The 14,005-nt window shown below is 67.5% G+C and carries 10 protein-coding genes; 3 read left to right on the forward strand and 7 right to left on the reverse strand.

Translation table 11 applies throughout. The features are described from left to right. Positions 1–5 precede the first annotated feature (5 nt). From AC1DU6_RS00830 to AC1DU6_RS00840, 3 genes are all read right to left on the reverse strand, one after another. Complete coding sequence (locus tag AC1DU6_RS00830) at positions 6–1,760, reverse strand: IlvD/Edd family dehydratase (protein WP_457320045.1); 1,755 nt, start codon at positions 1,758–1,760, stop codon at positions 6–8. A 152-nt stretch (positions 1,761–1,912) separates the two neighbouring features. Next, positions 1,913–2,866 carry a glycoside hydrolase family 43 protein gene (locus AC1DU6_RS00835; RefSeq protein ID WP_457320047.1) on the reverse strand — a complete coding sequence of 318 codons (954 nt, stop codon included), beginning with the start codon at positions 2,864–2,866 and terminating at the stop codon, positions 1,913–1,915. Positions 2,867–2,941: 75 nt separating this feature from the next. Further along, complete coding sequence (locus AC1DU6_RS00840) at positions 2,942–5,584, reverse strand: TonB-dependent receptor (RefSeq protein WP_457320049.1); 2,643 nt, start codon at positions 5,582–5,584, stop codon at positions 2,942–2,944. 248 nt (positions 5,585–5,832) lie between these two features. On the opposite strand from AC1DU6_RS00840, the gene AC1DU6_RS00845 reads away from it, so the two are divergent. After that, the gene (locus AC1DU6_RS00845; RefSeq protein WP_457320051.1) at positions 5,833–7,110 is read left to right on the forward strand and encodes a peptide MFS transporter; all 1,278 of its coding nucleotides are present in this window, start codon (positions 5,833–5,835) and stop codon (positions 7,108–7,110) included. Positions 7,111–7,113: 3 nt separating this feature from the next. Here AC1DU6_RS00845 and AC1DU6_RS00850 read toward each other — a convergent pair whose 3' ends face one another. Together AC1DU6_RS00850 and AC1DU6_RS00855 are read right to left on the reverse strand one after the other, a co-directional pair. Further along, complete coding sequence (locus AC1DU6_RS00850) at positions 7,114–8,349, reverse strand: AGE family epimerase/isomerase (protein WP_457320053.1); 1,236 nt, start codon at positions 8,347–8,349, stop codon at positions 7,114–7,116. Continuing rightward, positions 8,339–8,572 carry a DUF2805 domain-containing protein gene (locus tag AC1DU6_RS00855; protein WP_056191214.1) on the reverse strand — a complete coding sequence of 78 codons (234 nt, stop codon included), beginning with the start codon at positions 8,570–8,572 and terminating at the stop codon, positions 8,339–8,341. The genes AC1DU6_RS00850 and AC1DU6_RS00855 overlap by 11 nt, the downstream gene beginning before the upstream one ends. A gap of 178 nt (positions 8,573–8,750) precedes the next feature. Between AC1DU6_RS00855 and AC1DU6_RS00860 the strand changes: the two genes are divergently transcribed. Continuing rightward, the gene (locus tag AC1DU6_RS00860) at positions 8,751–9,506 is read left to right on the forward strand and encodes an esterase/lipase family protein (protein WP_457320055.1); all 756 of its coding nucleotides are present in this window, start codon (positions 8,751–8,753) and stop codon (positions 9,504–9,506) included. A 299-nt stretch (positions 9,507–9,805) separates the two neighbouring features. On the opposite strand, the gene AC1DU6_RS00865 is transcribed toward AC1DU6_RS00860, so the two are convergent. Both AC1DU6_RS00865 and AC1DU6_RS00870 read right to left on the reverse strand, forming a co-directional pair. Further along, entirely contained in the window at positions 9,806–11,068 is a 1,263-nt protein-coding gene (locus AC1DU6_RS00865; RefSeq protein ID WP_477855864.1) for an acyl-CoA dehydrogenase family protein, read from the reverse strand. Between the two features lie 115 nt (positions 11,069–11,183). After that, entirely contained in the window at positions 11,184–13,172 is a 1,989-nt protein-coding gene (locus AC1DU6_RS00870) for a cation:proton antiporter domain-containing protein (protein WP_457353456.1), read from the reverse strand. A gap of 183 nt (positions 13,173–13,355) precedes the next feature. Between AC1DU6_RS00870 and AC1DU6_RS00875 the strand changes: the two genes are divergently transcribed. Further along, on the forward strand, positions 13,356–13,967 hold the full coding sequence (locus AC1DU6_RS00875) for a hypothetical protein (protein ID WP_477855865.1): 612 nt from the start codon (positions 13,356–13,358) through the stop codon (positions 13,965–13,967). The last annotated feature ends 38 nt before the right edge of the window (positions 13,968–14,005 follow it).

Below are 14,005 nucleotides of genomic sequence, written 5' to 3' on the forward strand. Positions count from 1 at the left end.
CGTCCTTAATGGGAATGGCGCGGGACGGCAGAGCCGCGCTTGCCGCGCAGGAAATCGAAGTCGCAGCCTTCGTCGGCCTGCAGCACGTGCTGCACGTAGAGGTGCCGATAGCCACTGGCGTCCTGGGGGTCGACGGTTTGTGCCGCGGCCCAGGCGGCCAGGCGCTCGGCCAGCTCGGCCTCCGGCACGTCCAGGTGCAGGCGGCCGCTAGCGCAGTCGAGCTCGATGAAATCGCCCTCCTTGACGACGGCCAGCGGCCCACCGGCGCGCGCCTCGGGCGCGACGTGCAGCACGACGGTGCCGTAGGCGGTGCCGCTCATGCGCGCATCCGAGATGCGCACCATGTCCTTGACGCCAGCGGCGAGCAGCTTCGGGGGCAGGCCCATGTTGCCGACCTCGGCCATGCCGGGGTAGCCCTTGGGGCCGCAGTTCTTCATGACGAGGATTGAGTTGGCGTCGACGTCCAAGTCGGGATCGACGATACGCGCCTTGTAGTCCTCGAAGTCCTCGAACACGACGGCACGGCCGCGGTGCTTCATCAGCTCGGGCGTGGCGGCCGAGGGCTTGAGCACGGCGCCGCGCGGCGCCAGGTTGCCACGCAGGATGCAGATGCCGCCGTCGGCGATCAGCGGCTTGTCCAGCTGGCGGATGACTTCGTCGTCATAGATGGGCGCGTCCACGCAGTTGGTCCACAGGCTCTTGCCGTTGACGGTCAGCGCGTCCTTGTGCGGCAGCAGGCCGCCCTCGCCCAGGCGGCGGATGACGGCGGGCAGGCCGCCGGCGTAATAGAACTCTTCCATCAGGAAGCGGCCCGAAGGCAGCAGGTCCACGACGGTGGGCGTGCCACGGCCGATGCGGGTCCAGTCCTCCAGCTCCAGGTCCACGCCGATGCGCCCGGCGATGGCCTTCAGGTGGATGACGGCGTTGGTCGAGCCGCCGATGGCGGCGTTGACGCGGATGGCGTTCTCGAAGGCTTCCTTGGTCAGCACCTTGGACAGCGTCAGCTGCTCCCACACCATCTCGACGATGCGCATGCCCGACAGATGGGCCAGCACATACCGGCGCGCATCGACGGCGGGAATCGCGGCGTTGTGCGGCAGGGACGTGCCCAGCGCCTCGGCCATGCAGGCCATCGTCGAGGCCGTGCCCATGGTGTTGCAGGTGCCGGCCGAGCGCGAGTGGCCGGCCTCGGCGGCCATGAAGTCGTGCATGCTGAGTTCGCCGGCCTTGACCTGCTCGTGCAGCTGCCACACGGCCGTGCCCGAGCCGATGTTCTTGCCCTTGAGCTTGCCGTTGAGCATCGGGCCGCCGGTGACGACGATGGCCGGCACGTCGACGCTGGCCGCGCCCATCAGCAGGGCCGGCGTGGTCTTGTCGCAGCCCACCAGCAGCACGACGGCGTCCATCGGGTTGCCGCGAATGCTTTCCTCGACGTCCATGCTGGCGAGGTTGCGCGTGAGCATGGCGGTCGGGCGCAGGTTGCTCTCGCCGTTGGAGAACACCGGGAACTCGACCGGGAAGCCGCCCGCCTCCAGGATGCCGCGCTTGACGTGCTCGGCCAGTTTGCGGAAGTGGGCGTTGCAGGGGGTCAGCTCGCTCCAGGTGTTGCAGATGCCGATGATGGGCTTGCCCTGGAATTCATGGTCGGGGATGCCCTGGTTCTTCATCCAGGAGCGGTACATGAAACCGTTCTTGTCCTGGGTGCCGAACCACTCGGCGGAGCGCAGCTTGACCTTGCTCTTCTTGTCGTCAGTCGTCATGTGTTGTCTCGATGTCGTTCCCGGCACGCAGGTTTGCCGCTTCATGGAGCTGGCTGCGCCATGCAGACGCGGGCAGCCCGTCAAACGATGCTAGGGGCCGAGGGATACGCGATCCAATCAAATTCCACAACGTATCGATATCGAAACCGGCATCAATCAAGCCGGGAAGGCTTGCCAAACAGCGGCATGCCGTCGGCCGACCACCGCAGCGGCTTCACGAAACTGTGCCGGTCGGGGTTCCACAGCGGGTCGCCGACGATCTCGGTGCAGGTGCGGGCGTGATAGACCAGCAGCACCTCGTCGGGGTCCCGGCCCGTCGTGAAGCTGTTGTGGCCAGGGCCGAAGACGCTGTCCTCGGCGCAACTGCGCATGACCGGCTGGACGGACTTGCGCCAGCTCGCCGGGTCCAGCGGGTCGGCGCCGTCGTCCGCCCACAGCAGGCCCATCGCGTAGTTCTCGTCGGTGGCGCTGGCCGAGTAGCTGATGAAGACACGGCCGTTTCGCTGCAGCACCGACGGCCCTTCGTTGACCAGGAAGCCGCGGCACTCCCAGTCGTATTCGGGCCGGCTCAACAACACCGGCGCGCCGCCCAGTTGCCAGGGCGTCCTCATCGGCGCGATATAGAGATTGGAATTGCCCGGGATGGCCGGGTCCTTCTGCGCCCACAGGTAATAGAGCTGGCCGCGGTGCGTGAAGGTGGTCGCGTCCAGGCAGAAGCTGTCCATGCCGGAGTCGACCTGGCCGAGGAACTCCCAGGGGCCGCCCAGTGGGTCCTGGGCGATGTTCCTGATCGCATACATGCGGTGCTGAAACATGCCCAGGCCGTCCAGCGCGCGGGTCGGCGCCGCCGCGAAATAGACATACCAGGCGCCGTCGTTGAAATGCAGTTCGGGCGCCCAGACCAGCTCGGAATACGGCCCCGTGTCGGGCTTGTGCCAGACGTCAAAGACCGGCGCATCCACCAGGCCCTCGATGGTGAGGGCGCGGCGGATCTCGATGCGGTCGTACTGCGGCACCGAGGCGGTGAAGTAATAGAAGCCATCAGCGTGGCGCGAGACGTGGGGGTCGGCGCGCTGGCGGATCAGCGGTTCAAGCAGGTCAGACATGGGTACGGCGGCATAAAAAGGGGCGTTACCGGCGAGGCGCCTGCAACGCCCTGGACGAGCCGAGGGTCGCCGGGTTCAAAGCTTCCAGCGCACCGACACCCCCACCGTGCGGTCGTAGTAGCGCACGTCGCGCACCAGCGACGGGGTCTGGTCGAAGTAGTCGTGATAGGACTGGTTGAGCAGGTTGGTGACATCCACCGACATCGTCAGCTGCTTGTTGAAGCTGTAGCCGAACGAGGCGTCCAGCGTGCGCAGCGGCGCCACCCACAGCTCGCGGCCGGTCGTGCGGTAGGGCTTTTCGGCCAGGAACTTGCTGCGCCAGTTGTAGGCCAGACGGGCGTAGATGTCACCGTACTCGTACAGGCCGACCAGGTTGTAGGCCGACTTGGACTGGCCCAGGAAGGGGCCGACCACGCCGTTCGGGTCGGTCTGCTTGCCGGTCATGAAGGTGTAGTTGGCCTCCAGGCCGAAGCCGCCAGGCCAGCCGGGCAGGAAGTCGTAGAACTGGCGGTAGCTCAGCTCGTAGCCGTGCAGATTGGCCTTGTTGATGTTGATCGGCTGCGTGATGCGGTAAGGCACGCCACCGATCGTCGTCTCGACCGTCTGCGAGTACACACGGTTCTTGAACTTGTGCTCGAAAGCCGTGGCCGTCACCGAGCCGGTGCGGGCGAAGTAGTACTCCAGCGCCGCGTCCACATTGGTGGACTCGGTCGGTTTGAGCTGCGGGTTGCCGCCGTTGGCCGTGCCGTAGGTGACGCCGCCGCCCGGGGGCGTGAAAGTGATGCCGGGGTTGTAGTCGACGAAGTTCGGGCGCTCGATGGCCTTGCCGGTCACCAGGCGAGCGATCAGCTTGGACGTCAGCTCGGCCTTCAGCGACAGCGTCGGCAGCGCGTCGGTGCGCGAGGTGTCGATGTTGACCGGCGTGATGACGCCGGTGCTGGCATTGCGGGAGTTGCCCATCAGCTTCTGCTCGGTGCGCACGACACGCAGGCCGAACACGCCGGTCACCGGCACACCGCCGGCGTTGAAGCCAAACTTGGTGCGGCCGTAGATCGCCTGGGTCGTCTCGCTGTCATCGAACAGCGTCATCGGGTCATAGGCCGTCAGCGCGCCGTTGCCGTTGGTCAGCAGCTTGCGGAAGGCTTCGCCGTTGTTCAGCAGCCAGTCGCGGTCGGCATAGACGTATTGCTTGACGCCGTAGTCGCCCCAGGTGGGCGGCGACACCGAGAACATCTCCGCCAGCGCGGCATCGGCCGTCGACTTGCCCACGGCCGAGAAGCTCGTCGTCCAGGGCATGGTGGTGCCGATGGACATGGCGCTGCGCTTAGCCAGGCGCACGCCGCCGCTGACCTCGCGGAAGAAGCCGTCGCCGATGTCATAGGTCGCGTCGCCGCGCCAGTCAGTGTTCTTGCCTTCGCGCTCGCCGCGCACATCCACGCCGCCGTTGATGCGGAAGTTGGCCTTGCTGGTCAAGTCCAGGTTGGGGTAGTTGATGTAGCCGCCGCCGTCCTGCACCTTGGCCACCGTGCTGGTGGGCGAGTAGCCGGTGTCCAGGATGCGGTTGACCCAGTCGATCTGGCTGTTGGTGCGGACCAGCTCGGTGGACAGGCGCAGGCGGTCGGTCACGTCCCAGTGGCCGCCCAGGGCCACCTGGGCATTGCTGACCGTGTCGTGCTTGGCCTGCGTGGAAGTGAAGCCCCAACCGTTGTAGTTGGTGTTGGTGACCGTGTCCATGAAGTTGGTGCCGGGCTTGACGGTCACCACCGAGGTCGGCTCGAAGACCGGCGCACCGGCCACCAGGAAGGACTGCTGGAAGCGGTGATTGATGCTGGTGCCGAAGCCTTCCAGGTAGACCTCCTTGTCGGCGCTCGGCTTCCACTGCAGCGCGAAGTTGCCGGCCAGGCGCTTGCGGTCGCCCAGGTCGAGCACGCGGCCGACGGCGTCGGAGCCGACGATGCTGCGGCCGGCGTTCGTGAAGGTCAGCGGGTCGCCGACCCATGCGCGCTCATCGTGGTATTTGCCGCGCTGGTAGGACAGGCCGAACAGGGCGCCAACCTCGCCGAGGTCGGTCTTCCAGCGGTTGGAGGCCATGCCGCTCAGGTCAGGGTTGTTGACGTCGGCCTTGTCGCGGTGCTCCATGCGGCCGTTGACGACGAACTGGGCGCCCTTGAAGTCGAAGGGGCGGTTGGTGCGCACATCGATGACGCCGGCCGTGCCGCCTTCGGGCAGGCTGGCTTCCTGGGTCTTGTAGACGTCGATGCGCTTGAGCATCGTCGCCGGCACGTCGGCCAGATAGAGGCTGCGGCCCGAGTCCGAGAAGAACTCGCGGCCGTTCAGCAGCGTGACGATGCCGCCCAAGCCGCGCACGATGACCGTGCCGGCCTCGCCGTTGCCGCGCTGGATCTGCACGCCGGTGACGCGGCCGAGTAGCTCGGCAACGTTCTTGTCGGGGAACTTGCCGATGTCCTCGGCGACGATGGAGTCGACGACCTGGTCGGAATTCTTCTTGATGGCCTGCGCCGTCTCGGCCGAGGCGCGGGCGCCGGTGACGACGACAGTCTCCAGCTGCTGGTCGGCAGCGGCCGCGGCGGCCTGCTGCGCCAGCGCGCTGCCGGACAGGGCGGCCAGCGCGGCGGCGGCCGTCAGGCTCAGGGCAAAGCTCGGGAAATTCTGGAAATGGGCACGCGCATGCCGCGGCGCCAGGCCTTGTTGCTTCATCTTGTCTCCGGAAATCGTTATGGGTGCAGATCCAACCCTGGYAGCGTCGGCCTCTCGGGGGCCGGTGGCTCGGGTCTGAAATCATGCTAGGGGCCCGACCGATTCGCGACTAATCACATTTTTGGATTTATCGATGCTGGTTTTCGCATCATTACCGCGGGTATTTACCAGGAAGGCGGCAATGACCCTGACGGCCGGGTGATGGCGCGCCCCTATTATCGAAAGCCGCCGCCCCAAACCCTTGATCCATGTCCGCCGAGGTTATTTCGCCACCCACTGCAAACCTCCGCCAACCGTTCGGCCTGTTTGTGCTCGCCGGCGCTGAAATGTGGGAGCGATTCAGTTTCTACGGCGTTCGCTCGCTGCTGGTGCTGTATCTGGTGGAGGCTTTGCAATATTCGCGGGCCGACGCAGTTTCGGTCGTCGGCATGTATACCGGCTCGGCGTTCTTCTGCGCCATCTTCGGCGGTTGGCTGGCGGACCGCCTCCTGGGCCAGCGTCGCGCGGTGCTGCTGGGCATGCTGCTGATGATGGCCGGCCATGTCGCACTCGGCGCGGGCCAGCCCGTCACCCTGGGCCTGGGTTTGCTGGCGGTGGGCACCGGCCTTTTCAAACCCACCACGACGGCCATGGTCGGTGCGCTATATCTGCCAGACGACGCGCGGCGCCAGGGTGGGTATACGGTGTTTTATATGGGCATCAATATCGGCGCGGCCCTGTCCGCGCTGATCGGTGGGTATCTGGCGCAGCGCCACGGCTGGGGTTATGGATTCATGTCTGCCGCGGCGGGCATGGCCGTCGGCGTCGTGGTTTTCATGGCCGGTTGGCGCTGGTTGCCGCCTGTGGCTGCGCCAGCGCCCGAGCCGGCACGCGCGGCCTGGACTGATGCGCAGGCGCGGCGCCGCATCCAGGTCATCTTGCTGATGTCGCTGGTGGCCATCTGCTTTTACATCGGCTACGAACAGGCGGCTGGCGCGATGACGCTGTTCGTGCGCGACCACGTCTCGCCGCAATTCCTCGGCATCGAGCTGACCGCCGCGCAGTTCCTGGCCGTGAACCCCCTGCTCGTCATCCTGCTGGCGCCGCTGTCAGCGCGCCTGCTTTCGCGGCTGGGCTGGCCGGAATTTCGCGTGCAGGGCCTGGGCATGATGGTGCTGGGCCTGAGCTTCGTGCTGCTGCAGGCGTTGCAGGGCCGCGCCGCGCAGGGCGAGGTCATTCCGGCCTGGATGATGGTCGGCGTCATCGGCGTGCAGACGCTGGCCGAGCTGCTGGTCGTGCCCATCGGGCTGGCCGTGGTGTCACGGTATGCGCCAGCCGGCTGGGCGGCCACGTTGATGGGCGCCTGGATGCTGGCCAAGGCCACGGCCGGCCTGCTGGCCGGCCAGCTCTATGGCTGGCTGCTGCCGACGGGGCTGTCGCTCTACGGGGTGGTGACCGCCATCGGCATCGCCGGGGGCCTGCTGCTGATCTCGGCGTCCGGCGCACTGCGGCGATACGCCGGCATGGGCGACCTGCGCCCGGGCTGAGCGTCAGCTGGCGACCTTGAGCGCCGCCTGGTGCAGGCGCACCATGTGATAGGGATCGGGCTGCGCATCACGGCAGCCGCCGCTCTTGCAGGGCAGGGCATCGGCCGCGCGCCAGCCGCCATGCTCGGCGTCGATGAGCTGGGTCTTGATCAGCCCCTGCGTCTGCTCGTAGCGCCGCCACAGGTCGTTGCGGCCCGTGGCCTGGCCCGCGACGAGCAGGGCATGCAGGCATTCGGCCTGCTGCCACCAGCCCTTGTGCGCGTCGGCCTTGCCTCCGTCCGGAAAGGCTTTCAGGCCGCAGCCGCCGTCGATGTCGTCATAGCCGGTGGCCAGCGCATAGGCGAGCACTCGCTCGGCCACCTGGGCATAGATGGGCGACACCAGCGCGCCCTTCATCAGCAGATGGCTCCATTCGAACTGGTGGCCGATGTCGATATAGCCGCCGGCTTCCCGCGTCGGCAAGGGCTTCCAGCCCTCGTCGTACCACTCGGGGATGTGGGCGCTGCCCTCGGCCTGTCCTTGCAGCAGCTTGTAGGCGACGAAGTCGCCCAGGCGCCGGGCGCCGGCCTCGACGGTCTTGTCGCCGGTGGCATCGCGCAGAGCCAGCAGCGCCTCGAACATGTGCATGACCGGGTTCTGCGTGCGCGCGCCCGGAATGGGCTTGAAGTCACGCTCGCATTCGTTGTAGAGGCCACCGGCCGGCTCGAAGAAGTTGAGTTCGATCTCGCGCCAGGCCTGCAGGGCCGCATCGCGATAGCGCACATCGCCTCCAATGCGGTAGATCTCGGCCAGCGCCAGCAACGCAAAGGCATGGCCGTAGGCGCGCTTGATCGAGGCGCGCGGGATGCCGTCCGCTCCCACGGTGTGGAAGAAGCCGCCATGCACCGGGTCGCGGAAGCGCTGCAACAGATAGTCGGCGCCCCGCCGGGCCACTTTGAGATAACCCGCATCTGGGATGAACTCATGGCCAGCGGCGAAGGCGTAGACGAGGCGGGCCTGGCCGATCAGCTCGAGTTCCGGCTGGGGCTGGGGCTGCCAAGCGCGGTTGAAGGCCAGCTGGAAGCTGCCGTCGGGCCGCAGCGCATGAGCATGCCAGTGCAGCAGCAGGGCCTCAAGATCGTCCCGGTGCCAGCCGGTATCGATGCGGTTGCGGATGCGCGCATCCGGGTCGCTGCAGGCGGCCAGGGCGGCGAGCAGCGCGAGGACAGACCGGCGGTCGAGCTTCACGTCAACGACCATGGGGCCAGGTGGCCCGCTTGGTCGGTCCCTTGCTCGACCTGCCGCGCGCGGTCCAGAGCTTGTAGGCCGCCGGCGTCAGCTCGCGCTTGAGCAGGGCCACCAACTCGCCATGGCCGATGCCATGCATCAGCAACACCTTGGTGTAGGGCGGTGTGTCCTCGAACGCGGTGGCGATGACACGCTTGACTTCTTCTGGATTGAGCTTGGGTGCGGGCTTGGCCATGCCCGCATTCTGTCAGCCGAAGCACCGGGCTCACCCCGCCAATGCGGGGGTGGGGCGCTTCGCCCAAGCGGCCAGTGCCGTCCTACAGCGCCTGTGCCGTCGCGCTGGCACCACGCCTCGGTGCGGCACGCCAGCATCGGGGCCATTGACTGACCCATCGGCTCGCGCCGCTACAGCCATGACCTCTTCCACTCCCGTCGTGACCCTGACACCCAAGCCCGTCACCGCACCCAACCGGCGGCCCGCCCTGTCACTGCTGGCCTCCGAGCCGGCGCGCGCCACGCTGGAAGCCTGGGCCGCGTTGATGCAGTGGGGCAAGACGCCCAGCCAGGTCGGCGCCGGCCATACCGTGGTGCTGTTCCCGGGCCTGGGAACGGACGGCCTGACGCTGTGGCCGCTGCGCCGGCATCTGGAGCGCGCCGGCTTTCGGGCGCTGGACTGGGGGCAGGGCATGAACACCGGGCCCAAGGGCGACGTCGATGCCTGGCTGGAGACGTTGGCCGACAAGCTGCACGAGCGCGTGGCGCCGGCACGCGAGGTCAGCTTCGTGGGCTGGAGCCTGGGCGGCTTCTATGCGCGCGAGCTGGCCAAGCGCTGGCACGACCGCGTGCACCACGTCGTCACCATCGGCACGCCCTTCAATGGCAGCGTCGACGACACCAACGTGGGCTGGCTGTTCCGCCTGCTGAACGGGCGCGAGGCCCCCGCCGAGGCGGCGCTGCGCGAGCGCCTGGCGGAGCCGCCGCCGGTGCCGACGATCTCGCTGTACAGCCGCCGCGACGGTGTCGTCTCGTGGGAAGCCTGCACGCACGCGCGCCGCTGGCCGCTGGCGCGAGACATCGAGGTGCAGGCCAGCCATATGGGCATGGGCTGGGCGCCCGAGGTGCTGAACCACGTGACGGGCGTGCTGGGCTGCCGCCGCCAGACCACCTGAGTTCGCGGCCGAGCGCCGGGCCTGCCATGGGCCAGAGGCCCATGGCCTTCCGTAGGCACAAGCAGTCCGCAGGGACTKCTTGTGTCCGACTCCAGTTCACCTGGYCGGCCTGCGCTGGCGATGTGCTCGCGGCTCRAYGCCGCGAGCATCGCCGTCCCCTMGGGGGCTGAGGCCGGACACATCGCGCCCAGTGGGCGGGATGTGCCTGCCGAAGAGCTGCGGCACCTGCCGCGGCGCGGTCTGCAAGACCGACCAGGGCGCCCGCATTCAGCGAGGCGGACTGGACAAGGGGCTAACGATCAGCCGCCGCGCGTCACCGGCATCGAGACCCTGTCGGCCGGCAGCTTCATGTGGCTGGCCAGCTCCAGCTTGGCGAGCGAATTGCGGTGCACCTCGTCCGGGCCATCGGCCAGGCGCAGCGTGCGCTGGTGTGCCCACATCATGGCCAGCGGCGTGTCGTCGCTGACGCCCATGCCGCCGAACACCTGGATGGCCCAGTCGATGACCTGCAAGGCCATGTTGGGCGCGACGATCTTGATCATCGCGATCTCGGCCTTGGCGACCTTGTTGCCCACCGTGTCCATCATGTAGGCGGCCTTCAGCGTCAGCAGGCGCGCCTGTTCGATCATGCAGCGCGACTCGGCGATGCGCTCCTGCGTGACCGTCTGCTGGGCAATCGTCTTGCCAAAGGCGGTGCGGGCGATGGCGCGTTCGCACAGCAGCTGCAGGGCGCGCTCGGCAGCGCCGATGCTGCGCATGCAGTGGTGGATGCGGCCCGGGCCCAGGCGCCCCTGCGCGATCTCGAAGCCACGGCCCTCGCCGAGCAGGATGTTGCTGGCGGGCACGCGCACATTCTTCAGCTCGACTTCCATGTGGCCGTGGGGCGCGTCGTCATAGCCGAACACGGACAGCGGACGGACCACCGTGATGCCCGGCGCGTTCGCCGGCACGACGATCATGGACTGCTGCTCGTGGCGGCCGGCCTCGGCGTTGGTCTTGCCCATGACGATGTAGACGGCGCAGCGCGGGTCGCCAGCACCGGAGCTCCACCACTTGCGGCCGTTGATGACGTAGTCGTCGCCRTCGCGCTCGATGCGGCATTCGATGTTGGTGGCGTCGCTCGAAGCCACGGCCGGCTCGGTCATCAGGAAGGCMGARCGGATCTCGCCGCGCAGCAGCGGCTCCAGCCATTTGTCCTTCAGCCCCTCGGACGCATAGCGCTCCAGCGTCTCCATGTTGCCGGTGTCGGGCGCCGAGCAGTTGAAGACCTCGGGCGCCCAGAACACGCGACCCATGATCTCGCACAGCGGCGCATATTCGAGGTTGGACAGGCCCTCGGGCGCGCGAGCGGACTTGGGCAGGAAGAGGTTCCACAAACCGGCCGCGCGGGCCTTGGGCTTGAGCTCCTCGATGAMCTTCGTGGGCACCCAGGGATTGCCGGCGCGACGGTTGGCAGCCACCTCGTCGAGATAGCGCTTCTCGTTCGGATAGATGTGCTCGTCGAAGAAGGCAAGCAGGCGCTCACGCATCTGCGCGACCTTGGGGCTGTAGTCGAAGTTCATGGCGCGGCTTCTTTCGAGTGCGGGGTGCGCCAGTGTGGCCCAGCGACCCGCGGGCGCTTGTCACTCAGGTGGCAGAGCCTGGCAATGGCGCGGCAATGGGTCGCGTTGCCAGGCCCTAGCCCAGCAGCTTCTCTTCGGCCAGCGCCAAGGCCTCCGGCTTGCCGCTGATGACCAGGGTGTCACCACTGGCCAGCGTCGCGCCGTCAGCAAGCAGGCCTTTGCCGTTGGCGCGTCGAAGTGACACCACGGCGACACCCAGGGCGTGCAGGGCCAGGTCGTCCAGCAACTTGCCGGCATGCGGGCTGGCGGTGGGCAGCGTCACCGACGCCAGGCGGGCCTGGTCGCGCTCGTCGGCGGTGTCGTCGTCGGCGCCGTGGAAATAGCCGCGCAACAGGCCATAGCGCTTGTCGCGCGCATCGCGCGTGATGCGGATGACGCGGCGCATCGGCACCCCCACCAATGCCAGCGCATGCGAGGCCAGCATCAGCGAGCCCTCGATGGCCTCGGGCACGACCTCGGTGGCGCCGGCGGTCTTGAGCCGCTCGAGGTCGGTGTCGTCGATGGTGCGCACGACGACCGGCACCCTGGGCGCGTGGGCTCGCACGAGGTCGAGGATCTTCAGTGCCGACGGCGTGTCGTGGTAGCTGACGACGACCGCGCTGGCGCGCGCCAGGCCCGCGGCCATCAGGCTCTGGACCTTGGCCGCGTCGCCGAAGACGACGCTCTGGCCCGCCGCCGCGGCCTGGCGCACGCGGTCCGGGTCGAGGTCCAGGGCCATATAGGGAATGTGTTCTCCCTCCAGCAGCCGCGCCAGGTTCTGGCCCGAGCGGCCGTAGCCGCAAATGATGACGTGCGCCTCGGACTGGATGGACTTCTTGGCGATCATCGTCAGCTGCACCGACTGCATCAGCCAGTCGCTGCTGGACAACTTCATGACGATGCGGTTGCTGTACATGACGAGGATGGGCGTACCCAGCATGGACAGCACCATGCTGGCCAGCACCGGGCTGACCCATTGCTGCGCCACCAGGCCGTGCTGGGTGCCCAGCGTCAGCAGCACGAAGCCGAATTCGCCGGCCTGGGCGAGGTACAGGCCCGTGCGCAGCGCAACGCCCGGCGGTGACTTGAACAGGCGGGCCAGGCCGGCGATCAGCGCGAACTTGGCCGCCACCGGCGCCAGGGTGAGCAGGATGACCAGCCACCAGGTGTCCACCAGCGGCCGCCAGTCCAGCTTCATGCCGATGGTGATGAAGAACAGGCCCAGCAGCACGTCGTGGAAGGGCCGGATGTCGGTCTCCACCTGGTGGCGGTACTCGGTCTCCGAGATCAGCATGCCGGCCACAAATGCGCCCAGGGCCAGGCTGAGTCCGAAATGCTCGGTCAGCCAAGCCAGGCCGAGCGTGACCAGCAGCAGGTTGAGCATGAAGAGCTCGTCGCTCTTGCGCCGCGCCACCAGCGTCAGCCACCAGCGCATCACCTTCTGGCCGCCGTAGAGCAGCAGGGTCAGCAGGGCCGCGGCCTTCAGCCCGGCCCAGGCCAGCGCGCTCATCATCTCGCTGCCGGTGCTGTTCAGCGCCGGGATCAGCACCAGCAGCGGCACGACGGCCAGATCCTGGAACAGCAGCACGCCCATGACGAGCTTGCCGTGCGGGCTCTCCAGCTCCAGCCGCTCGGCCATCAGCTTGACGATGATGGCYGTCGAGCTCATGGCCATCGCCGAGCCGAGCACCAGGGCCCCCTGCCAACCCATCTGCCAGGCGCTGCCCAGCATCGCGAAGCCGGCGATCAGCAGCGCATTGCCGAGCATGGCGCCGGCAATGGTCAGCGCCACCTGCGCCATGCCGATGCCGAAGACGGCCGTCCTCAGCGCGCGCAGCTTGGGCAGGTTGAATTCCAGCCCGATGGCGAACATCAGGAAGACGACGCCGAACTCGGCCAGGTACTGGATGCTGGCGGAATCGTGGGCAAAAGCCAGGGCGTTCGGCCCGATCAACACGCCGACGGCCAGATAGCCCAGCATGGGCGGCAGTTTCAGCAGGCGGCAGGCGACCACCCCCAGCACGGCGGCCACGAGATAGAGCAGGGCGAGGTCGAGGGAGGTCACCCGCGGATGGTATTCGTCACCTTCGCTCGCTGACTGGGGATAGTTCGGACCGGCAACGGCGCGGTACGTCCCTATAGTTCGCGCCGCCCAGGTCGCCGCGGGCTCACACCCCGGCAAAGACGACCCGGCGACACCGGTTCGCGCCGTCGAAGAGCGGCGCGTGTGATGCAACAGGGAGATCTCATGTTTACGTTGAAGGAATGGGCGCGGCGAGCTGCGCTCGGCACGCTGCTGGCCGCCACGGCCTTGTTGGGAGGCTGCGCCAGCGCCTATCTGGACGGCAGCACCAAGGAAATTGCAGCGGCGCAGTTCAAGAAGCCGCCGGCTCCAGCGCCGGTGCAGGTGCTGTTCGACTTCCAGACCAAGGGGGTGGCCAACGCGCAGGCCACGGCCATGCTGCGTGATCGCGTCTCTGCCCAGGTGAAGGCCAGCGGCATGTTCAGTGAAGTGGGCAGTGCCGTCGTGCCCAATGGGGYCGTCCTCAGCATCACGCTGAACAACGTGCCGCTGACCGACAACGCCTTCTCCAAGGGATTCGTGACCGGACTGACCTTCGGCCTCGCCGGCTCGCAAGTGTCGGACGGCTACATCTGCACGGCCACCTACCGGGCGTCGGGCGACGCCGCACCCGTCGTCAAGCAGGCACGTCACGCCATCCACACGACCATGGGCGCAGCCGCGACACCGGGCAATGCCACCAAGATGCCCAACCTTCAGGAAGCAGCGTTCCAGATGACCAACCAGGTTGTCAGCAACGTGCTGAACGACATTTCCCAAGACCCCAGCTTCAAGTGAAGGACGACCGAACCATGATCCATGCCTTGCTCTCCTCC

The sequence above is a fragment of the Roseateles sp. P5_B10 genome, assembly GCF_056400485.1.